Annotated in this window: 23 protein-coding genes and 2 tRNA genes; 11 read left to right on the top strand and 14 right to left on the bottom strand. The window is 68.8% G+C overall.

Going from position 1 to position 21,000, the window contains the following annotated elements:
• Positions 1–361, bottom strand: a 361-nt coding sequence (locus tag ON39_RS22995; RefSeq protein WP_255219291.1) for a DAK2 domain-containing protein, incomplete at its 3' end; no start/stop codon positions are given.
• A gap of 321 nt (positions 362–682) precedes the next feature.
• Between ON39_RS22995 and rpmB the strand changes: the two genes are divergently transcribed.
• From rpmB to ON39_RS23010, 3 genes are all read left to right on the top strand, one after another.
• Positions 683–874 (top strand): 50S ribosomal protein L28, encoded by a 192-nt coding sequence (gene rpmB, locus ON39_RS23000; RefSeq protein ID WP_011210730.1) that lies wholly within the window; start codon positions 683–685, stop codon positions 872–874.
• 89 nt (positions 875–963) lie between these two features.
• Positions 964–1,509 carry a GNAT family N-acetyltransferase gene (locus tag ON39_RS23005; protein WP_051186941.1) on the top strand — a complete coding sequence of 182 codons (546 nt, stop codon included), beginning with the start codon at positions 964–966 and terminating at the stop codon, positions 1,507–1,509.
• A 10-nt stretch (positions 1,510–1,519) separates the two neighbouring features.
• Positions 1,520–2,302 (top strand): enoyl-CoA hydratase/isomerase family protein, encoded by a 783-nt coding sequence (locus ON39_RS23010; protein WP_040737558.1) that lies wholly within the window; start codon positions 1,520–1,522, stop codon positions 2,300–2,302.
• Between the two features lie 3 nt (positions 2,303–2,305).
• On the opposite strand, the gene ON39_RS23015 is transcribed toward ON39_RS23010, so the two are convergent.
• The 4 genes from ON39_RS23015 to ON39_RS23030 form a co-directional block, all read right to left on the bottom strand.
• Complete coding sequence (locus ON39_RS23015; protein WP_040737532.1) at positions 2,306–3,169, bottom strand: alpha/beta fold hydrolase; 864 nt, start codon at positions 3,167–3,169, stop codon at positions 2,306–2,308.
• 62 nt (positions 3,170–3,231) lie between these two features.
• Positions 3,232–3,510: a hypothetical protein gene (locus tag ON39_RS23020; RefSeq protein ID WP_040737534.1), complete on the bottom strand. Its 279-nt coding sequence runs from the start codon at positions 3,508–3,510 to the stop codon at positions 3,232–3,234.
• A 52-nt stretch (positions 3,511–3,562) separates the two neighbouring features.
• The gene (locus ON39_RS23025) at positions 3,563–4,246 is read right to left on the bottom strand and encodes a uracil-DNA glycosylase (protein WP_040737535.1); all 684 of its coding nucleotides are present in this window, start codon (positions 4,244–4,246) and stop codon (positions 3,563–3,565) included.
• A gap of 11 nt (positions 4,247–4,257) precedes the next feature.
• On the bottom strand, positions 4,258–5,253 hold the full coding sequence (locus ON39_RS23030; protein ID WP_083894639.1) for a thiamine-phosphate kinase: 996 nt from the start codon (positions 5,251–5,253) through the stop codon (positions 4,258–4,260).
• A gap of 140 nt (positions 5,254–5,393) precedes the next feature.
• On the opposite strand from ON39_RS23030, the gene ON39_RS23035 reads away from it, so the two are divergent.
• A complete protein-coding gene (locus ON39_RS23035) occupies positions 5,394–6,020 on the top strand; it encodes a DUF3515 domain-containing protein (protein WP_040737538.1) in 627 nt (208 codons plus the stop codon).
• A gap of 8 nt (positions 6,021–6,028) precedes the next feature.
• Here the strand turns inward: ON39_RS23035 and ON39_RS23040 are convergent, their stop codons facing one another.
• Together ON39_RS23040 and ON39_RS23045 are read right to left on the bottom strand one after the other, a co-directional pair.
• Positions 6,029–7,129, bottom strand: coding sequence for a D-alanine--D-alanine ligase family protein (locus ON39_RS23040; protein ID WP_040737539.1), 1,101 nt, complete (start codon positions 7,127–7,129; stop codon positions 6,029–6,031).
• Between the two features lie 66 nt (positions 7,130–7,195).
• Positions 7,196–8,191: an NAD(P)H-dependent glycerol-3-phosphate dehydrogenase gene (locus ON39_RS23045; protein WP_040737540.1), complete on the bottom strand. Its 996-nt coding sequence runs from the start codon at positions 8,189–8,191 to the stop codon at positions 7,196–7,198.
• Between the two features lie 31 nt (positions 8,192–8,222).
• Here ON39_RS23045 and cofC point away from each other — a divergent pair, with 31 nt between their 5' ends.
• The 3 genes from cofC to ON39_RS23060 all read left to right on the top strand — a co-directional run bounded on the left by cofC (position 8,223) and on the right by ON39_RS23060 (position 12,185).
• A complete protein-coding gene (gene cofC / locus ON39_RS23050; RefSeq protein ID WP_040737541.1) occupies positions 8,223–8,906 on the top strand; it encodes a 2-phospho-L-lactate guanylyltransferase in 684 nt (227 codons plus the stop codon).
• A gap of 160 nt (positions 8,907–9,066) precedes the next feature.
• Positions 9,067–11,226 carry an RNA degradosome polyphosphate kinase gene (locus ON39_RS23055; RefSeq protein ID WP_040737542.1) on the top strand — a complete coding sequence of 720 codons (2,160 nt, stop codon included), beginning with the start codon at positions 9,067–9,069 and terminating at the stop codon, positions 11,224–11,226.
• Between the two features lie 20 nt (positions 11,227–11,246).
• Positions 11,247–12,185, top strand: coding sequence for an NUDIX hydrolase (locus tag ON39_RS23060; protein ID WP_040737560.1), 939 nt, complete (start codon positions 11,247–11,249; stop codon positions 12,183–12,185).
• Positions 12,186–12,345: 160 nt separating this feature from the next.
• On the opposite strand, the gene ON39_RS23065 is transcribed toward ON39_RS23060, so the two are convergent.
• The 3 genes from ON39_RS23065 to leuC form a co-directional block, all read right to left on the bottom strand.
• Positions 12,346–12,996, bottom strand: a complete 651-nt coding sequence (locus ON39_RS23065; protein WP_040737543.1) for an HU family DNA-binding protein — start codon at positions 12,994–12,996, stop codon at positions 12,346–12,348.
• Between the two features lie 156 nt (positions 12,997–13,152).
• Positions 13,153–13,761: a 3-isopropylmalate dehydratase small subunit gene (leuD, locus tag ON39_RS23070; protein WP_040737544.1), complete on the bottom strand. Its 609-nt coding sequence runs from the start codon at positions 13,759–13,761 to the stop codon at positions 13,153–13,155.
• A gap of 35 nt (positions 13,762–13,796) precedes the next feature.
• Positions 13,797–15,218 carry a 3-isopropylmalate dehydratase large subunit gene (leuC, locus tag ON39_RS23075; protein ID WP_040737546.1) on the bottom strand — a complete coding sequence of 474 codons (1,422 nt, stop codon included), beginning with the start codon at positions 15,216–15,218 and terminating at the stop codon, positions 13,797–13,799.
• A gap of 158 nt (positions 15,219–15,376) precedes the next feature.
• Between leuC and ON39_RS23080 the strand changes: the two genes are divergently transcribed.
• The 3 genes from ON39_RS23080 to ON39_RS23090 all read left to right on the top strand — a co-directional run bounded on the left by ON39_RS23080 (position 15,377) and on the right by ON39_RS23090 (position 16,953).
• Complete coding sequence (locus ON39_RS23080) at positions 15,377–16,078, top strand: IclR family transcriptional regulator (RefSeq protein ID WP_040737547.1); 702 nt, start codon at positions 15,377–15,379, stop codon at positions 16,076–16,078.
• Positions 16,079–16,111: 33 nt separating this feature from the next.
• Positions 16,112–16,612 (top strand): PPOX class F420-dependent oxidoreductase, encoded by a 501-nt coding sequence (locus ON39_RS23085; protein WP_040737549.1) that lies wholly within the window; start codon positions 16,112–16,114, stop codon positions 16,610–16,612.
• 137 nt (positions 16,613–16,749) lie between these two features.
• On the top strand, positions 16,750–16,953 hold the full coding sequence (locus ON39_RS23090) for a DUF5302 domain-containing protein (RefSeq protein WP_040737551.1): 204 nt from the start codon (positions 16,750–16,752) through the stop codon (positions 16,951–16,953).
• Between the two features lie 437 nt (positions 16,954–17,390).
• On the opposite strand, the gene ON39_RS23095 is transcribed toward ON39_RS23090, so the two are convergent.
• The 4 genes from ON39_RS23095 to ON39_RS23110 form a co-directional block, all read right to left on the bottom strand.
• Positions 17,391–17,463 (bottom strand) — tRNA-Glu (locus ON39_RS23095).
• A 146-nt stretch (positions 17,464–17,609) separates the two neighbouring features.
• Positions 17,610–17,681, bottom strand: a tRNA-Gln gene (locus tag ON39_RS23100).
• 135 nt (positions 17,682–17,816) lie between these two features.
• Positions 17,817–19,289, bottom strand: coding sequence for a glutamate--tRNA ligase (gene gltX / locus ON39_RS23105; RefSeq protein ID WP_040737553.1), 1,473 nt, complete (start codon positions 19,287–19,289; stop codon positions 17,817–17,819).
• Between the two features lie 13 nt (positions 19,290–19,302).
• The gene (locus tag ON39_RS23110; protein ID WP_040737554.1) at positions 19,303–20,079 is read right to left on the bottom strand and encodes a fumarylacetoacetate hydrolase family protein; all 777 of its coding nucleotides are present in this window, start codon (positions 20,077–20,079) and stop codon (positions 19,303–19,305) included.
• 205 nt (positions 20,080–20,284) lie between these two features.
• Here ON39_RS23110 and ON39_RS23115 point away from each other — a divergent pair.
• Positions 20,285–21,000, top strand: a 716-nt coding sequence (locus ON39_RS23115; protein WP_040737555.1) for an MFS transporter, incomplete at its 3' end; no start/stop codon positions are given.

Consider the following 21,000-nt stretch of genomic DNA (forward strand, 5'->3'; position numbering starts at 1 on the left):
CGCGGCGCAGGGCGTCGCGCAGGGTGAGCGCCGTCAGCGGGCCACCGCGGACCGCGTCGGCGATGCCGCGCAGGACCTGCGACAGGATGATGCCGGAGTTGCCGCGCGCGCCGAGGGTCGCGCCGCGCGCCATCGCAGCGGCGACGTCGTGCGTGGTGAGCGCGTCGACCGGGCCGCGCGTCCGCACCTCGGCCATGGCCGCGCGCATCGTGGCGAGCAGATTGGTGCCGGTGTCGGCGTCGGCGATTGGGAAGACATTGAGGGCGTTGATCTCCTCGCGCCGGTCCGCCAGGTCGTCGAGGCAGACCCGGCCCCAGCGCAGCAACGCCGTGCCGTCCATCACATCCCGCACTCCGGGCACCCGTCACCCCTTCCGTGTTCTGCTCGCGGTGTTCCCGGTCCGGCGATCACACCCGCCGCCGCGTCGCCATCCGCACCGTCCGCAAGGTTAGCGGGCGCGACCGACATACTGTGGGTACCCACCACGTGTTACGGCCCGCTCCGGACCCGACCCGGTTTGGTGGATCGGGGGCCGTCCAGCTACCCTTGCAGGGTTGCCTCGCGTGGCCGTCGCCGGTTTGCGCTGGCCGATGTCTGTCGGCAGGGGTACATCGATACATTGTTTCCGGACATGCCGCCCGCGGGCGACGGTCCTCCACATGACATGAAGGAGTTCGCGACTATGGCTGCCGTCTGCGACGTCTGCGCCAAGGGCCCCGGCTTCGGGAAGTCGGTCTCGCACTCGCACCGGCGCACCAACCGTCGCTGGAACCCGAACATCCAGACCGTTCGCGCCCAGGTTGCGCCGGGTAACACCCGTCGCATGAACGTGTGCACCTCCTGCCTCAAGGCGGGCAAGGTCGTCCGCGGCTGATTCGGCCACGGCCGAGCAGGTACGAGATCGACGCACGCCCCGGCACCCTTCACGGGTGGTCCGGGGCGTAGTCGTCGATAGGGGAAAATATGACCGAGGCCGACCGGCGCATCGCCCCACTCGCCGCCGAGCACACCCGCGCCCTCGCCGAATGCCACATCGCCTGCTGGCGGGAGGCCTACGTCGACCTCGTCCCCGCGCACGTGCTCGACGCCTTCGACATCGATCGGCGCGCCGAGCAGTGGGAGCGCAACCGGGTCAAGTATCCCGGCCGCACCTGGGTCGCGCTCGCCGGTGCGGAGGTCATCGGCTTCGCCGGCGCGGGCGAGACCCTCGACGACCCACCCGAACCCGCGCACCAGCTGTACGCGCTGTATGTCCGTTCGCCCTGGTACGGCACGGGCCTCGCGGACGAGCTGCTGCACGCCGCGCTCGATCCGGCGGCGGCGTACTCGCTGTGGGTGTTCGAGCGGAACCCGCGCGCCCTCGCCTTCTATCGCAGGCACGGTTTCGAGCTGGACGGCACGAGCAGGGTCGAGGCCTTCTCGCCGTCGATCGAGGTCCGGATGGTGCGTCGCCCCGGCCCCGTACGCCTGGATCGGGTCCGCGGGCCGCGCCCGTCACCGCGAGAATAAGGTGCTGATCATGACCTCTCCCGACCAAGCCGACTACGTGACCACCGTCGACGGCGTCCTGCAGATCACCATTGCGACCGCGGCCAACGGCACGTCCATGGACTTCAACGCCATCGTCGCCGGCACCGCCGCGCTGCGCTCGCTCGGCGCCGACATCGGCGCGGTGCTGCTGACCGGAACAGGCGCGAACTTCTGCGCGGGCGGCAACGTGCGCGGTTTCGCGGCGGCCGACGATCGCGCCGCCCACATCTACGGCCTGGCAACGGATCTGCACCACTTCGTGCGCGCGCTCGACGCGACGACGGTCCCCGTGGTCGTCGGCGTCCAGGGCTGGGCGGCGGGCGCGGGCATGAGCCTGGTCTGCGCCGCCGACATCGCGCTGGGCGGCCCCGGCACCAAACTGCGCCCGGCCTACCCCGGCATCGGCCTCAGCCCCGACGGCGGCATGTCCTGGACGCTGCCGCGCATCGTCGGACTCGGCCGGGCCCGCGAAATCCTGCTCACCGACGCGATTCTCGACGCCGAGGAGGCGGTGCGGCTCGGCATCCTCAGCAAGCTGGTCACCGCCGACGAGGACGTACGGACCGAGGCGCTGAACCTGGCCCGCACCCTCGCCGCCGGGCCGCGCACCACCTACTCGAGCATCAAAACCTTACTGGCGCAGTCGTTGTCGTCGCCGTTGAGCGATCAGCTCGATCGCGAACGCGACGCCATCGCGGCGGCGGCCAACGGCGCGACGGGTCGCGAGGGCGTCGACGCGTTCGTGCAGAAGCGCGCGCCGAACTACTCGTAGCCGTTAAAGAGCAACTCCGAGAACGAATTTCGCGACCGCGTCGGTGAACGAGTCGTTGTCGTCACCGGCCGCGGTGTGCGCCGCGCCGCCGATCTCGACCAGCTGCAGGTGCGGCACCAACTCCTGAAAGGCCGCCGCCCCTTCGGAACTCACCACATCCGACCGCAGGCCGCGCACCAGCAGCACCGGAATGGTGAGCGCACGCGCCGCGGCCTCCATCTGGCCGGTCATCGCCGAGGCGTCCTCGACGCGGCCGGACAGCATGTCCGGATCCCAGTGCCAGTACCAGCGACCGTCGCGCTCGCGCAGGTTACGCAGCAGGCCGTCGGTGTTCTTCGGACGCGGCCGGTGCGGCAGATACTCGGCGACGGCGTCGGCGACCTGCTCGAGGCTGTCGAATCCGTCGCGGTGCTTGCCGAGGAAGTCGAGCACCCGCTCGATGCCTGCCCGCTCCGGTCTGGTCACGATGTCGACCAGCACCAGCGCCTTGATCGCCTCGCCGCCGGGGGCGGCGGTGGCGAGCAGGCCGGTGACGCCGCCCATGCTCGCCCCGACCACGACGGCGGGCGCGCCGAGCTGCTCGAGCACGAGCATCAGGTCGCGCACCATGGTGTCGCGGCGGTAGTCGCCGTCCTCGGCCCACGCGCTGTCGCCGTGCCCGCGCGCGTCCAGGGTGACCACGCGCATCCCGGCGGCGCCGAGCTTCGCGCCGGTCTGCTTCCACGAGTGCCGGGTCTGCCCGCCGCCGTGCAGAAAGACGACGAGCGGACCGTCGGCCGGGCCGAACTGGTCGGCGGCCAGTTCGAGCCCACCCGAGCCGCGCAGCCGCAAAGGCGCGGGCTCGAGAAGATTGTTCGCATTACTCACGAACCGAGCATCGCATAGAACCGGTTACGGTTCGCGGGCGAGCCCTGTCGAACGGGCTCGGGTCAGCAGTCCCACTTGCCGGACGCGCTGAGCGTGCGCTGGAGCAGGCAGGCGACCTTGGCATTGACCGAGGAGGAGATGGTTGAGGAGCCGTTGGAGGTGAATTCCTCGCCGATCTGCGTCGACGCGGTGTCGGCGGCCGGGGCCGAGGTGGTGTCCGCGGCCTGCTCCAGCGGCAGCCCCTTCGCATTCGCGGTCGCGACGCCACCCGCGAGGGCGGCGCACAGGGCTAGGGTGGCGGTGGTGCCGCGCAGTGCGCCGCGAACGGTGGTGTTGGGCATGGAAAAGCTCCTCACTCGAATCAATACAGGTAGATCACACACAGACGCCGGCTCAGGGCAGGCGCCAGTCCACGGGTTCGGCACCCAGCTCGTCGAGCAGCTCGTTCACTCGCGAGAACGGGCGGGAACCGAAGAAGCCGCGCGAGGCCGACAGCGGCGACGGGTGCGCGGACTCGATGTAGGGGACCTCGGCCTGGACCAGGGTCGGCTTGAGCGTCGCCGCGTCGCGGCCCCACAGAATGGCGACCAGCGGCTCGTCCCGCGCGACCAGCGCGCGAATCGCCTGCTCCGTCACCGCCTCCCAGCCCTTGCCGCGATGGGAGGCGGGCTGGCCGGGGGTCACCGTCAGCACCCTGTTCAACATCAGCACGCCCTGGTCGGACCAGGGGCTCAGGTCGCCGCAGGACGGAGTCGGGTGGCCGAGATCCTTGGTGTACTCGGCGAAGATGTTCGCCAGACTGCGCGGGACCGGCGAAACACCCGGCGCGACAGAGAAACTCAGGCCCATGGCATGGCCGGGGGTCGGGTAGGGATCCTGGCCGACGACCAGCACGCGCACCTCGTCGAACGGACGCTGGAAGGCGCGTAACACGTTCTCACCGGCCGGTAGGTACCCGCGGCCCGCCGCGTTCTCCTCCCGAAGGAACTCGCCCATGGCGGAAATCCGATCCGCCACCGACTCGAGTGCCTTCGCCCATCCCGGATCCATGATTTCCGACAGTGGTTTCGCGCCCATGACCGCACAACTTAGCGTGATCGGCCCGGAACCGCCGAGTCCACCCCACCGAACGATTCCCACCCTGCGTCGCCCGGCCGCGTCGCGCCGTCGACCGTGACGCCGTGACCGGCGCACACGCGCCCGATCGGCGTCCAACCGGCGGGCAGATCGGTCTCGGGCGACCACGTGCCCGCGAACGCGTGGTCCTCGCCGCCGGTCAGAATCCATTGCGCCGCATCGGCATCCATCCGCGCGGCCAGACGCTCGAGCGCCGGGTCGCGCAGCGCCGCCGAATCCAGATCTATAGCGACACCGGATGACTCGGCGATATGGCCGAGATCCGCCAGGAGCCCGTCGGAAACGTCGGTGAGCGCGGTCACTCCCGTCGTGACCGTGTCGAGCACGGCGGCGTAGGGCGGCTGCGGGACACGATGCGCGGCAAGCGCTTCCGCGACATCATCGGGCCGGGACCCGGCCGTCAAGATCGCGAGGCCCGCGGCCGACCAACCCAGCCGGCCCGCCACGGCGACCGTGTCCCCTACGCGCGCACCGGCTCTCGTGATCGCCGCGCCGCCGCGCAGGTCGCCGAACGCGGTGACCGAGATGACCAGCTCGCGGCTGCGCACGAGATCACCGCCCGCGATGGACGCCCCCGCGCGGGCCGCCTCGGCCCACATGCCGTCGGACAGGCCGTCGACGAACTCCAGCGCGGTGTCGGCCGGGCAGCCGAGCGCCACCACGAAGGCGCTCGGCCACGCGCCCATCGCGACCACGTCGGCCGCGTTCTGCGCGATCGCCTTGCGTCCGATGTCCTCGGGGCTCGACCAGTCCAGGCGAAAATGCCGGTCCTGCACGAGCATGTCGGTGGTGACCACGAACCGGCCGTCCGGCGCGGCGACCAGCGCGGCGTCGTCGCCGGGGCCGAGCAGGACGCCCGACGCCTGGACCCGGCCGCGGTTGATCCGCTCGATCAACGCGAACTCCCCCAGTTCACGTACCGTCCTCGGCCCCGTGTGCTCGCTGATGACCGGTCCTCTCCGACGCCCTGCCGACTGGAAACGACCCGAAGGTACCCTTTTCAGGGCAATCCACTGCTACCGGGCCGGTCACGGCGCCGCCGCACCGCGCGGCCGCGGCTCTAGCACAACGGAAAGGATCGGTGAGCATGGCGGCGGAATCGTCGGACCGCGATTCGTCGGACACGGCCAAGAGCGCTGCGCCCGCCGAGAGCACGCCTGAATCCTCGACTCCCGGCTCACGCCAGTACTCCCCCGCACTCATCGCCACCGCCGTCGCCTTGCCGATCGTGCTGGTGGTCGCCGTGCTGGTGCTCGCCGTCCTCGCCCGCAACACCCCCACCGAACGCGAGCCGCTGGTCCTCGGCCCGGTCCCCGCGCCTGCCGCGACCGGCCCCGCCTGCACCGACCTGCTCCCCGCCCTGCCCACCGAACTCGGCGACTTCACCAAGTCCACCCTGGTCGAGCCGTCCCCGCCGGCCACCCGCGCCTGGCAGCGCGCCGACGGCGGCGACCCCATCGTGCTGCGCTGCGGCCTGGACCGCCCGCTCGAGTTCAACCGCGCCTCGGCCCTCCAGGTCGTCAACGGCGTCCAGTGGTTCGAGGCCCGCGACCAAGCCGCCAAGGCCAGCACCTGGTTCGCCGTCGACCGCGACACCTACATCGCCCTCACCGTCCCCGACGGCTCAGGCCCCACCCCCCTGCAAGCCGTCTCCGACACCATCACGGCCAAGCTCCCCGCCAAGCCCCTCGACCCGGGCCCCCTGCCCAATTAGGGAGGGCGCTAGCGCAATCCGGTGCCGCGCGCGAGGGCGGTCTCGATCAACGTGGACACCAGATCCGGGTAGTCGATGCCGGTGGCTTCCCACATCCGCGGGTACTGGGAGATCGGGGTGAAGCCGGGCATGGTGTTGATCTCGTTGATCACCGGTCCGTCGGCGGTGATGAAGAAGTCGACGCGGGCCAGCCCCTGACAGTCCAGGGCGCGGAACGCCCGGACCGCGAGTTCCCTGATGCCGTCGGACACTTCGTCGTCCAGCTTCGCCGGGACGTCGAATTCGCAGACGTCGTCGAGGTATTTGGTCTCGAAGTCGTAGAACTCGGGGTTGGCCGCCGCGCCCTCCTCCGGCATCCGAATCTCCGACACCACACTGGCTTCCACCCGGCCGTCCGGGAATTCCAGTACGCCGCACTCGACTTCGCGTCCGACGATGCCCGCCTCGACGATCACCTTGGGATCGTGCGCGCGGGCCGTCGCGATGGCCGCGTCCAGCGCGGCCCAGTCGGTGACCTTGGTGATGCCGATGGACGATCCGCCGCGCGCGGGCTTCACGAACACCGGCAGCCCGAGGGCGGCCCGGTCCGCGTCGCCGAGCGTCGCGCTGCCCGGCCGGAGCACCACCTGGCGGCCGACCGGCAAGCCCTCGGCCGCAAGGAGTTTCTTGGTGAACTCCTTGTCCATGCCCGCCGCGCTGGCCAGCACGCCCGCGCCGACGTAGGGCACGCCGGCGAGCTCGAGCATGCCCTGCAGCGTGCCGTCCTCGCCGAACGGCCCGTGCAGCAGCGGGAACACCACGTCGACCGAGCCGAGGGCGGCGCCGGGATCGTCCAGCGCCACCAGCGCACCCGAGTTGCTCGGGCCGGAGGTCAGGGTCAGCGCCGTGCCGGCGGCGTCCACCGACGGCAGCGTCCGGTCGCGGAAGCCGAGGGCCGCTACGTTCGAATCGGCCAGCACCCAGGCGCCTTCGGTGGTGATGCCGATCGGCACGACGTCGTACTTGGCCGGATCCAGGTTCGGTAGCACGCTGCCCGCCGACACGCAGGAGACGGCGTGCTCATTGCTCCGCCCGCCGAACACCACAGCCACCCGGATCCGCTTCGTCATGCCCCGAACCGTACCCGGCGCGACCGACGGCTCCCACCGCTACCCGGTGGCGTAATCGTGCCGTGCCTACTCCGGCTTGATCCGCCGGCCGAGCAGATTGCCGACGGCCTCGCTGACCGCCATGCCCTCGTGGCAGACCTGGTTGACCGCGGTGGTGAGCGGCATGTCGACGTCGTGTTTGACGGCGAGGGCGCGGATGGAGGTGCAGGACTTGACGCCCTCGGCGACCTGGCCGTGCGTCGCCGCCTGCGCGGTCTCCATGGAGCCGCCCGCGCCGAGCGCGTGCCCGAAGGAGCGGTTGCGCGACAGCGGCGAGGTGCAGGTGGCGACGAGGTCGCCGACGCCTGCCAGGCCGGCCAGCGTGGCAGGCTCCGCGCCGAGCGCGACGCCGAGCCGGATGATCTCGGCGAGGCCGCGGGTGATGATGCTGGCTACGGTGTTGTCCCCCAAGCCCATTCCGGACGCGATGCCGCAGGCCAGGGCGATCACGTTCTTGCACGCGCCGCCGACCTCGCAGCCGATCACGTCGGTGTTGGTGTAGGGCCGGAAGTAGCCGGTCGCGCTGGCGTGCTGCAGCGCGACCGCCCGGTCCGCGTCGGAGCACGCGATGACGGTCGCGGCGGGCTGCCCGACGGCGATCTCGCGCGCCAGGTTCGGCCCGGACAGCACCGCGATCCGGCTCTCCCGCGCGCCGCTGACCTCGGCGATCACCTGACTCATCCGCAGCAATGTGCCGTTTTCGATGCCTTTGGCCAGACTCAACAGCGACGCGTCGGGCGGGATCAGCTCTTTCCAGTGGTCGAGGTTCGCGCGCAGGGACTGCGACGGCACGGCGAGCACCACGATGTCGGCGCCGTCGAGCGCGACCGCCGGGTCATGGGTGGCCGCAACGGGCGGCAGCGGAATATCGGTGAGATAGGAGGGATTGCGATGTTGGGTGTGCAGTACCTCGGCGACCTCGGCTCGCCGCGCCCAGATGGTGACCTCGGTTCCCGCGTCCGCCAAGACCTTTGCGAACGCGGTCCCCCACGATCCCGCGCCCAGTACTGCCGCCCTCGTCATCTGCCCAATATGCCATGGAAGGATTGGACGCATGCGCCCGCACGCCGTGCATGCCGTGATCGCGGTCAAGAGCCTCGATCAGGCCAAGAGTCGACTGGCCGACCGCCTGCGCCCGGAACACCGGGCCCGCCTCGTTCTCGCCATGCTCGCCGACACCATGGCCGCCGCCGCGGCCGTGCCCGAGATCGCATCGGTCACCGTGGTCACCCCCGACCCTGTCGTGGCCGACCTCGCCCTGTCATCCGGAGCCGAGGTGCACCCCGAGCCGCGCCCCGCGGGCGAGGACAGTCTCAACAGCGCGCTGGCCGACGCCGCCGCGGGTTTGCGGCGCAGACACGGACCGGTCGATCTGCTCGCGCTACAGGCCGACCTGCCCGCGCTGCGCGCAGCGGAACTGGCCGAGGTGCTGCTGGTCGCCCCGCGCGGGATGCGCTCGATCGTGGTCGATCACGCGGGCACCGGCACCGCCGCGCTACTCGTCCGCGACCCCGTCGCCGCCCTCGAACCGCGCTTCGGCCCGGCCTCGGCGAGCAAACACATCGCCGCGGGCGCCGTCGACCTGATCGGTTCCTGGCCCGGCCTGCGCCTGGATGTCGACACCGCCGACGACCTGGACCTGGTCGTGGAGCTGGGCGCGGGCCACGCGACCAGCATGGCGCTGCACGACATCGGCTGGCCAAGCCGCGTTCACCAGCCCGTTCGCCGGGTGTGCTAGGAGATCGCCAGCGTGCCGTGACGCTCACGTCAATCACAGTGTCGGCCTCCACAGCACCCCGTTCGTAAGGGATGATCGTTGGCGTGAGTGAGCGAAGCGAGCTATACGACCGCAAGCGCGCATCGCGCGTGTCGGTGCCCAGCCCCAGCGAGGTGACGGCATGAGCGATACGGAGACCGTTAAGCAGCAGTTGCTTCCCACGCCGCCGCCCGCGGCGACCCCGTTACCGCCCGACGCGACGATCGAGCAGTTGCCACGCGATCGCTACCTCAACCGCGAGCTGAGCTGGCTGGACTTCAACGCCCGGGTGCTCGCGCTGGCCGAGGACGCGTCGCTGTCCCTGCTGGAGCGCGCCAAGTTCCTGGCCATCTTCGCGTCGAATCTCGATGAGTTCTATATGGTCCGGGTCGCCGGCCTCAAGCGGCGCGCCGAGACCGGTCTGCTCGTGCGCTCGGCCGACGGCCGCTCGCCCGGCGAGCAGCTGGAGCTGATCGCCGCCCGCGCGCAGGAGATCGCGGTGCGGCACGCGCGCGTCTTCCTCGACGACGTGCTGCCCGCGCTCACCGCCGAGGGCATCGCGATCATCGACTGGTCCGATCTCAACGACGATGAGCGCCAACGCCTCTCGGGCCACTTCCAGGATCAGGTCTTCCCGGTGCTCACCCCGCTCGCGGTCGACCCGGCGCATCCGTTCCCCTACATCAGCGGCCTGAGCCTGAATCTCGCGGTGACTGTGAAGGATTCCGCCACGGGCGGGGAGCACTTCGCGCGAGTCAAGGTGCCCGACAACGTCGATCGGTTCGTCCGGGTGCGCCGCACCGACGCCGGCTCGACCATCGCGGCCTTCCTGCCGATGGAGGCGCTGATCGCGGCGCACCTCGATCTGCTGTTCCCCGGCATGGAAGTCGTTGAGCAGCACTCGTTCCGGATCACCCGCAACGCCGACTTCGAGGTCGACGAGGACCGCGACGAGGACCTGCTGCAGGCGCTCGAGCGCGAGCTCGCGCGGCGGCGCTTCGGCTCGCCGGTGCGGCTCGAGGTCTCCGACGACATGACCGAGCACATGCTCGAATTGCTCTTGCGCGAACTGGATGTCGACCCCGGCGACGTCATCCAGGTGCCCGGCCTGCTCGACCTGTCGTGCCTGTGGCAGGTGTACGGGGTCGACCGGCCCAACCTCAAGGACGCGCCCTACGTGCCGGCCACCCCGCCCGCGTTCGGCGAGCGGGAGACCCCGCGCAACGTGTTCGCCGCGCTGCGCGAGGGCGACGTGCTCGTGCACCACCCCTACGACTCCTTCTCCACCAGCGTGCAGCGGTTCATCGAGCAGGCCGCCGCCGACCCGCAGGTGCTCGCGATCAAGCAGACGCTCTACCGCACCTCCGGCGACTCGCCGATCGTCAACGCGCTCATCGACGCCGCCGAGGCGGGCAAGCAGGTCGTCGCGCTGGTCGAGATCAAGGCGCGCTTCGACGAGCAGGCCAACATCAAATGGGCCCGCGCGCTGGAACAGGCCGGCGTGCACGTGGTCTACGGCCTCATCGGCCTCAAGACGCACTGCAAGACCTGCCTGGTGGTGCGGCGCGAGGGCGCGACGATCCGCCGCTACTGCCACATCGGCACGGGCAACTACAACCCGAAGACCGCGCGGCTCTACGAGGACGTCGGATTGCTTACCGCCGCACCGGAAATCGGCGCCGATCTGACCGACCTGTTCAATTCGCTGACCGGTTACTCGCGAAAAGAGCACTACCGCAACCTGCTTGTCGCGCCGCACGGCGTGCGCGCCGGAATCATCGAGCGGATCCAGCGCGAGACCGCGCTCGCCCTGGAGGGCAAGGACGCCCGAATCCGGTTGAAGGCCAACGCGATCGTGGACGAGGAGATCATCGACGCGCTGTATCGGGCCTCGCAGGCCGGTGTCCCGGTGCAGATCGTGGTGCGCGGCATCTGCGGGCTGCGCCCCGGCGTGCCCGGCATGAGCGAGAACATCGAGGTGCGCTCGATCCTCGGCCGGTTCCTCGAGCACTCGCGGATCATGCACTTCCAGGCGCAGGATCAGTACTGGATCGGCAGCGCCGACATGATGCACCGCAACCTCGACCGGCGCGTGGAAGTCATGGCGCAGGTGAAGGATCCGCGACTGACCGAGCAGCTCGGGCAGGTCTTCGACTCCGCATTGCATCCCAACACCCGCTGCTGGGTACTCACCTCGGATGGCAATTGGCTGGCCTGGCCCGAGCACGCCGGTGACGACGACGCGAAGGTGCGAGACCACCAGGAATTTCTCATGCGCCTGCGGAGGCCGGAACAGCAGTGAGCGACGCGACGGGGTACGAGATGGAAGGGGGTCCGTTCTGGGATCCCCGTGTCACCGCCAACATTCACGCCGCGGGCGCGGTGCTGTGGCGGCGGGCGAGGGACGGCGGGCTGGAGATCGCCGTCGTGCACCGGCCGAAGTATCAGGATTGGTCGCTGCCCAAGGGCAAGCTCGATCCGGGTGAGACGCCGGTGCTCGCCGCGGTCCGCGAGGTCCGCGAGGAGACCGGTCTGGACTGCACGCTCGGCCGCTACCTCGGCCACGTGACGTATCCCGTTCCGGGACACCGCAAGTTGAAGCGCGTGGACTACTGGGCGGCCGAGGTGGCCGGGGGCGAGTTCAACGCGAATGACGAAGTGGACGTGCTGAATTGGTACCCGCTGGACCGCGTGATGGACCAGCTCTCCTATCCGATGGATCGGCAGGTGCTGCGCGCGTTCACCCGGCTGCCCGCGAACACGCGCACCATGCTGCTGGTCCGGCACGCGAAAGCCGGTCGGCGAGACCGCTTCTCCGGTCCGGACCCGCTGCGCCCGCTGGACCGGGCCGGGCAGGCGCAAGCGAGTGCCCTGGTCTCGAATCTGCTGGCGTTCGGGGCATCTCGGATCTACTCGGCCGATCCGGTGCGCTGCGTGCAGACCGTGACGCCGCTGGCCGAGAAGCTCGGCGCCGAGATCCTGCTGGAGCCGCTGCTGTCCGAAACCGGTTATGCCACAGCGCAGGACGAGGCCCGGCAGCGGATCGCCTCGCTGGTCTCGGCGACCGAGGTGCCCGTTGTGTGCAGTCAGGGCAAGGTGATTCCCGATCTGCTGCGCTGGTGGGCCGACCGCGACGGCATCACGCTGCCGTCCGCGCGCAACCGCAAGGGCAGCGTCTGGGTGCTGTCGTTCGTCGATCGCAAGCTGGTCGCCGCCGACCACCTGGACCGCTCGCTGAGCTCCGACGTCGTGAAGTCTTGACGCGCGTCCGGTGAAAAACCGGACTCGATTGCTCTGAAAGACCGGTCAGCACAACCGAAACGGCCCCGGAGGCGTCCTCCGGGGCCGTGTTCTGTCGGTATAACGGATGTTTCGGCCCGCCGACCGAGCATCCGGCGCCAATACCGTACTGGCGCAGTGGTCAGCGACGACCGCGAGCCGGCGCCTTCTTGGCGGCGGTCTTCTTGGCCGGGGCCTTCTTGGCGACCGTCTTCTTGGCGGCGGTCTTCTTGGCGACCGACTTGGTGGCCGCCTTCTTGGCCGGAGCCTTCTTCACGGCGGACTTGGCCGCCGTCTTCTTGGCGGGCGCCTTGGCCGCAGTCGTCTTGCGAGCAGCGGTCTTTGCGGGCGCCTTGGCGGCGGCCTTCTTCGCCGTCGACTTGGCCGGACCCTTCGTGGGGGTGGCCTTCTTGGCGGCGGTCTTCTTGGCCGCCGTCTTCTTCGCGGCCGCCTTCTTCGCCGCCACCGGCGCATTCACGCCGCGCTTGACGGCGGGACCGCTCTGGGCGAGCTTCTGCTTGCCCGCGATCACGGCTTTGAACTGAGCACCGGGACGGAACGCGGGCACCGAAGTGGGCTTCACCTTGACGGTTTCGCCGGTGCGCGGGTTCCTGGCGACTCGAGCCGCACGCTTGCGCTGTTCGAACACACCGAATCCGGTGATTGTGACGCTCTGCCCCTTGTGCACCGCGCGCACGATGGTGTCGACCACATGCTCGACTGCCGCGGTGGCCGTGCGCCTATCAGTACCCAACTTTTCGGTCAGAACGTCGATCAGTTCCGCCTTGTTCATTGAATCCTCCGCAGACTAATGGCCCGTCGTCGGACCGACTAGGTACCACGGTAAACCCACATTGAGCAAGAGTCTATGTGCCACGCCAAAATTCATGTGGTTTAGCACACGTCCAGCTATCGGCCCCCCGGTCACCCAGCTAACAGACAAGGGTGTTTAGGACTGCGAAATACGTGCTGGGAGGGTAGTGGGTTTCCATGCTGGCCTTGCGTTTTCGAACTCGGCGATGGTGTCACTGCGGCGCAGCGTGAGCCCGATGTCGTCCAATCCCTCGAGCAGACGCCACCGCGTGTAGTCATCAATATCGAACGGCAACACGGCGGTTCCGGCGGTCACCGTGCGCGCCTCGAGGTCGACAACCAATTCGAGTCCGGGCTGTTCCTCGAGCAACTTCCAGAGCATTTCGACATCGTTCTGTGACATCTGAGCCGCCAGCAGCCCGCCCTTACCGGCATTGCCCCGGAAGATGTCGGCGAACCGGGACGAGATCACCACCCGAAAGCCGTAGTCCGACAGCGCCCATACGGCGTGCTCACGCGAGGATCCCGTGCCGAAATCCGGGCCTGCTACCAGCACACTTCCCCGGTTGTAGGGCTCGTTGTTCAGAATGAAGTCCGGATCGTTACGCCACGCGGCGAACAGTCCGTCCTCGAAACCGGTGCGGGTCACCCGCTTCAGGTACACGGCCGGGATGATCTGGTCGGTATCGACATTGGAGCGGCGCAGCGGCACGCCGATCCCCTTGTGCACGGTGAAGGCTTCCATTGATTCTCCTGAGTCGGTGGGGGTGTCGGGTCGGGTCAGGCCAGATCCGCAGGCGAGGACAGGGTTCCGCGCACGGCCGTCGCGGCCGCCACGAGCGGGGAAACCAGGTGCGTACGGCCGCCTTTGCCCTGCCTGCCCTCGAAGTTCCGGTTCGAGGTCGACGCGCAGCGCTGGCCGGGCGCGAGCTGATCGGGGTTCATTCCCAAGCACATCGAGCAGCCCGCCTGCCGCCATTCGGCGCCCGCGGCGGTGAAAATCTCGCCCAGTCCTTCTAATTCGGCCTGCGCGCGAACCCGCATAGAGCCCGGTACAACCAGCATTCGCACGCCGTCGGCGACCTTGCGCCCCTTTAAAATCCCCGCCACGGCACGCAAATCCTCGATGCGCCCGTTGGTGCACGAACCGACGAATACGGTGTCGATCGCGACCTCGCGAAGCGGAGTGCCCGGCTCCAAATCCATGTACCGCAGCGCTTTCGCGGCCGACTCGCGCGCCGTCTCGTCGGCGATCTCGGCGGGGTCGGGCACCGATTCGCCCAGGGGCGAGCCCTGTCCCGGGTTGGTGCCCCAGGTGACGAACGGGGTCAGCTCGTCGGCATTGATGTGCACCTCGGCGTCGAAAACCGCGCCCTCGTCGGTCTTCAGCGCCTCCCAGGCGGCCACTGCTGCCGTCCAGTCGGCTCCCTGCGGGGCGTGCGGGCGTCCTTCGAGGAATTCATAGGTGGTTTCGTCAGGGGCGATCATGCCCGCCCGCGCGCCCGCCTCGATGGACATGTTGCAGATGGTCATTCGCGCCTCCATCGACATGGCGCGAATCGCCTCCCCGCGGTACTCGAGCACGTAGCCCTGCCCGCCGCCGGTGCCGATCTTCGCGATGACGGCCAGGATCAGGTCCTTGCTCGTCACGCCGGGGGCCAGGGTGCCGTCCACGGTGATCGCCATGGTCTTGAACGGGCGCAGCGAGAGTGTCTGGGTGGCAAGGACATGCTCCACCTCGGAGGTGCCGATGCCCATCGCCAGCGCGCCGAACGCGCCGTGCGTCGAGGTGTGGCTGTCCCCGCACACCACCGTCATGCCCGGCTGCGTCAGGCCGAGCTGCGGGCCGACCACGTGCACGATGCCCTGATCCAGGTCGCCCATCGGATGCAGGCGCACACCGAATTCCGCGCAGTTGCGGCGCAGGGTGTCCACCTGGGTGCGCGAGATCGGGTCCGCGATCGGCTTATCGATGTCGACGGTCGGCACGTTGTGGTCCTCGGTCGCGATCGTCAGATCCGGGCGGCGCACCGGCCTGCCCGCCGCGCGCAGGCCGTCGAACGCCTGCGGGCTGGTCACCTCGTGCACCAGATGCAGGTCGATGTAGATCAGGTCGGGCTCGCGGGCCGCGCCCTCCCCCGAGCCGCGCGCGACGACGTGCTGCTCCCACACCTTTTCGGCCATGGTGCGTGGCTGTGCCATGTTCGATCACCTTTCGACGAGCATCCGACCGCGGTCCGGGCTGGGAGCGCGACGGGTGCACAAATTTCGGATAGGCGATCTCGGATGCCCCAGGAGATACTCCACGCCGGGAGCTCCGCGAGTGGATTTCCCAACATCCGAGACGCTAGTATCGTTCTATGAGACAGCATAGCGGCATCGGCGTCCTCGACAAAGCAGTGGCGGTGCTGTACGCCGTCGCCGAGCATCCGTGCGGCCTCAACGAGCTCTGCGCCCGCACCGGCCTGCCCCGCGCCACCGCGCACCGCCTGGCCGTCGGCCTAGAGGTCCACCGCCTGCTGGCCCGCGACAACACCGGCATGTGGCGCCCCGGCCCCGCGCTCGCCGAACTCGCCGCCGGGGCCACCGATCCGCTGCTAGAGGCCGCGTCGGCCATCCTGCCCCGCCTCCGCGAGATCACCGGCGAGAGCGTCCAGCTGTACCGCGTGGACGGCAATGCGCGCATCTGCGTCGCGGCCCTCGAGCCGCCGGTCGGCCTGCGCGACACCGTCCCCGTCGGCGCGCGACTCCCCCTGACCGCCGGCTCCGCCGCCAAAGTGCTTCTCGCCTGGGCCGACCCCGACCTCCAGCGCACCATCCTCGCCGACGCCGTCTTCGGTGAGCGCGCCCTCACCGAGGTGCGCAAGCGCGGCTGGGCCCAGAGCGCCGCCGAACGCGCGTCCGGCGTAGCCAGCGTCTCCGCCCCCGTGCGCGACGCCGGCGGCACCGTCATCGCCGCCGTCTCGGTATCCGGACCCATCGATCGCATGGGCCGCCGCCCCGGCGCCCGCTGGGCCGCCGACCTGGTAGCCGCCGCGGAGGCCCTACACAAGCGTCTGTAACACGTTACAGAAAGTACCTTCTAGAGTGAGTCCATGGGAGTCAACCAACGGGCACAGATCGTCATGTCCGACACCGAGATCAGCGAGTTCCTCGAGCGCAGCCGCATAGCCACCCTGGCCACCATCGGCCCGCAGGGCAGGCCACACCTGACCGCCATGTGGTACGCCCTCATCGACGGCGAACTCTGGTTCGAGACCAAAACGAAGTCCCAGAAGGCGGTGAATCTGCGCCGCGATCCCCGCATCACCTGCATGGTCGAGGCCGGCCAAACCTACGACCAACTCCGCGGAGTAGCCATCGAAGGCGACGCCGAGATCATCGACGACCCCGAGAAACTCTTCGCCGTAGGCGTCAGCGTGTGGGAGCGCTACACCGGCCCCTACACCGAGGAGGTCCGCCCCATGGTCGAGGCCATGCTCAACAAGCGCAGCGCCATCCGAGTCGTCCCCGACCGCATCCGCAGCTGGGACCACCGCAAATTGGGCCTCCCCCAACTCCCCCTCGGCGGCACCACCGCCCACCCCCTCGACTGACCCGCCCTCCCCGCCGCGCCCCGATATCAACCTGACACCGTCCCCCCACCCGACTAACGTCAACCGTTCGAAACGAATCGGTCGGCTCCGCGGCCTTCCGCGCGCGCATCCGACCACCCACCCACGAGGAGACGGCGATGACGGAAGCTGACAGTCCCCAAGGCTCAGACACCCCCCAGCCCACCAGCGCCGAAGAAGTAAAACGCAAGTTCAAAGAGGCCCTGGACCGCAAAAACCAACACACCGCCCGCTCCGCCGACCACCTGGACGGCCGCTCCAAGGCCAACGCCACCCACGGCACCGCCAGCCACAAGCGCGAATTCCGCCGCAAGAGCGGCTAGGAGCGAGGGGTGTGGATTGACCTCGGCGAGTACGAAATCACCCCGCAGAAGCCGGCCCAGCCCCCAGAAGCAGGCCACCGTCAGAAGCGGAACCAGCCTGCCTGACGGGGAATCAGCCTGACCGAGGCGGGAACCCAGCCAGACAGAAGCGGAACCACCCCACAAAGGCCAGAAGCAAGGCCCTCCGGCAACCAGCCGGAGGGCCTTAGCTTTGCGTCCGAATTAAGCGAGCAACCCCACCCAGCCCCGGCCAGGCAAACACCACGCTGAGACGAAAGCTCCCCTCCCCAACGACCACACGCCCGCCGAGCGCGAAGCGCCTCGGCCGGGGGTCCGGGGGCGAAGCCCTCCGGGCGGGGCTTGGGGGTTGCACCCCCAAAAAATACGCGAAACAGAACCAGGCCCATGCCCCATGGGCATAGGCCTGGCATTCTGTGTAGCCCCGACGGGATTCGAACCCGCGCTACCGCCTTGAGAGGGCGGCGTCCTAGGCCGCTAGACGACGGGGCCAGGACTGCTTCTCGTTTGCACGAGGAGCACCTTGGTTGATCTTTCGATCAGGAGGCTCGGTTAGCTTAGCTGGCCGAAGCCTGGCGACCAAATCGCCAGCTGCTGTACTGATTTCGGCCGCGCACCGATCTCGACAACAATCTCCGCTGGGGTACCAGGACTCGAACCTAGAATGGCTGAACCAGAATCAGCTGTGTTGCCAATTACACCATACCCCAATGACCAGGTCTTTCAGCCTCGCGTCTGGGTGACTGCGAGGCCGTGTTCCGAGCCGAGAAGAAGACTACCAAACGGGTGAGGGTGAACTACAAATCGCCTGGTCAAAGCCCTGTTTTGCACCCGTTTCGGCAGTTTCAGGCCGGGGGCGACCACTCCAGTGCCGAGCGCAGCCGCGCCAGGCTCGTCTCGCGGCCGAGGAGTTCCATCGACTCGTACAGCGGCGGGCTGATGTGTGAGCCGGTGACCGCGACGCGGACGGGCGCGAATGCTTTGCGTGGTTTGAGGCCCAGTTCGTCGATCAGAGCGGTTTTCAGCGCCTCTTCGAGTGCCTCGGTCGTCCACTGCGTCAGCGGCTCCAGAGCGGTAATAGCGGATTGCAATACCGGGGTCGCGTCGGCTCCGAGATTCTTTGCTCCCGCGGTGGCGTCGATCGCAAATTGTTCGGCGGGCGCCAACAGGAAACGCAACAGTTCCCAGGCGTCGGACAACACCACGATCCTGGTCTGTACCAGTTCGGCCGCGGCGGCGAACATCTTGTCATCGATTTCGGCGCCGATATGACCGTGGTCGGTCAGGTACTGGCGCAGTCGGTTGGTGAAATCACCCGGCTCCAGCAATCGGATGTGCTCGGCGTTGAGGGCGTCCGCCTTCTTCTGATCGAAACGTGCCGGATTCGAATTCACTTTCGATATGTCGAACGCGGCAACCATCTCCGCCATGCTGAACACGTCGTGGTCGTCGGCGATGCTCCAACCGAGAAGTGCCAGGTAATTCAGCAAACCTTCCGGGATGAATCCGCGCTCGCGGTGCAGGAACAGATTCGACTCGGGATCGCGCTTGGACAACTTCTTGTTGCCCTGCCCCATGACGAACGGAAGGTGACCGAACTCGGGGGTGAAGTCGGCCACGCCGATACGACGCAGCGCGGCGTAGAGCGCGAGCTGCCGGGGCGTCGAGGAGAGCAGGTCCTCGCCGCGCAGCACATGTGTGATCTTCATCATCGCGTCGTCGACGGGATTGACCAGCGTGTAGAGCGGCTCACCGGTGCCGCGGGTGAGCGCGAAGTCCGGCACACTGCCTGCCTTGAAGGTGGTTTCGCCGCGCACCAGGTCGTGCCACGTGAGGTCTTCGTCGGGCATCCGGAGCCGAATCACCGCGGGGCGCCCGGCATCTCGGTACTCCTGGACCTGCTGCGCGGTGAGCTCGCGGTCGTAGTTGTCGTAGCCGAGCTTCGGATCGCGACCCGCCGCGCGGTGGCGCGCCTCGACTTCCTCAGGGGTGGAGAAGGATTCGTAGGCCTCCCCCGACTCCAGCAGGCGGCGCACCACATCCAGGTGCAGATCCTTACGCAGCGACTGACGGTACGGTTCGTAGGGGCCGCCGACCTCCGGTCCCTCGTCCCAGGTGAGGCCGAGCCAGCGCAGCGCGTCGAGCAGCGCGCGGTAGGAGTCCTCGGAATCCCGTGCCGCATCGGTGTCTTCGATGCGGAACACGAACTTTCCACCGTGGTGCCGGGCGTAGGCCCAGTTGAACAGCGCCGTCCGGATCAGGCCGACGTGCGGCGTCCCGGTGGGCGACGGGCAGAAGCGGACCCGTACTTCAGTCATGGCTCTCTTTCGACTAGCGAGTCTTGGCGGCAACGGGATTGATCAAAGTTCCGATGCCCTCGACGGTCACCGACACCTGCTGTCCGGCCTGCACCGGACCGACGCCCTCCGGTGTGCCGGTGAGGATGACATCGCCGGGCAGCAGCGTCATCACGGTACTGATCCACTCGATGAGCTTCGGAATGTCGTGCAGTAGAAGCGAAGTGCGACTGCGCTGGCGGACCTCGCCGTCGAGCTCGGTGGTGATCTCCAGATCCGAAGGATCCAAGGAGGTTTCGATCCAGGGGCCGAGCGGGCAGAAGGTGTCGTAGCCCTTGCCCCTGGTCCACTGTCCGTCGTGGCGCTGCTGATCGCGCGCGGTGACGTCGTTGGCGACCGTGTACCCGAGCACCACGTCGAGCGCGCGGGCGGCGGAGACGTCCTTGCACGGGCGGCCGATGACGACGGCGAGCTCGCCCTCGTAGTCGACCTGAGAGGAGCTGGGCGGCAGGATGATCGGGGCGTTCGGCCCGACGATCGAGGTGTTGGGCTTGAGGAAGATCACCGGGTCTTCCGGTGCGGGCCCGCCCATTTCGGCCGCGTGCGCCGCGTAGTTCTTGCCGACGCAGACCACCTTGCTCGCCAGGATCGGCGCGAGCAGGCGCACATCGGCCAGCGGCCAGCTCCGCCCGGTGAACGTCGGCGTACCGAACGGGTGTTCCGCGATTTCCTTCGCGATGCTGTCGCTTCCGTCCCCCTCGATGCTGACGAACGCGACCCCATCGGGACTGGCTACTCGACCTAGACGCATGCCGGGCAGTCTATCGACCGCCTTCCACCTGCTCGAACGCGCCCAACCGAGTGGTACGCCGGACCGCCCCCAGCCGAGTTCGCGCCGCCGTGCGCGGCGGGCGAGCCGAGCGGTGAAACACCGTTGCGCACGCGGTGTAACGTAAGGCGCACAGTTCACAAGTTGGGAACATGTTCCCAAATATTGAGATGTAGAGGTGAGGCCGATGACTACCGCGACGCGGATCAACGAGACTCGACGGTGGTCCATGCTCGGCCTCGGCGTCTTCGCACAGGCGGCGAGCGCGGTCTTCGTGAACGGCGTCGCGTTCCTGCTGCCCGCACTGACCGATCGCGGTCTGCCGCTGGCCACCGCCGGACTGCTGGTGGCCATGCCGACCGTCGGGCTGGTCTGCACGCTGATCGCGTGGGGCTACGTGGTCGACCGGATCGGCGAGCGCAAGGTGCTGATCGGCGGGCCGCTGCTGATGCTGGCGGCGGGCGGCGCCGCGGCCGCCACCACGAACGACATCGCTTTGGGCGCACTGCTGTTCCTCGGCGGCGTCGGCGCGGCGAGCACCAACGGGGCGAGCGGCCGCCTCATCGTCGGCTGGTTCCCGCCGCATCGTCGCGGGTTGGCCATGGGCATCAGGCAGACCGCCCAGCCGCTGGGCGTCGGCGTCGGCGCACTGGCCGTGCCGGCCGTCGCCGCGACATACGGTGTGCCCGCGGCGATTCTGGTCCCCGCGGGGATGGCCGGCCTCGCGGCGGTCGGCAGCTTGATCGGCATCATCGATCCCCCGCGTCCGGCGGGCGGCGGCGGCGCGGATGCGTCGTTGCGCGCCAATCCTTATCGCGGCGACGCGACCCTGTGGCGCATCCACGCGGTATCCGTGCTGCTGGTCATACCGCAGGGCACCGTGTGGATCTTCGCGCTGCTGTG

Origin of the sequence: Nocardia tenerifensis NBRC 101015 (assembly GCF_000308715.1) — a bacterium.
Classification (GTDB): Bacteria; Actinomycetota; Actinomycetes; order Mycobacteriales; family Mycobacteriaceae; genus Nocardia; species Nocardia tenerifensis.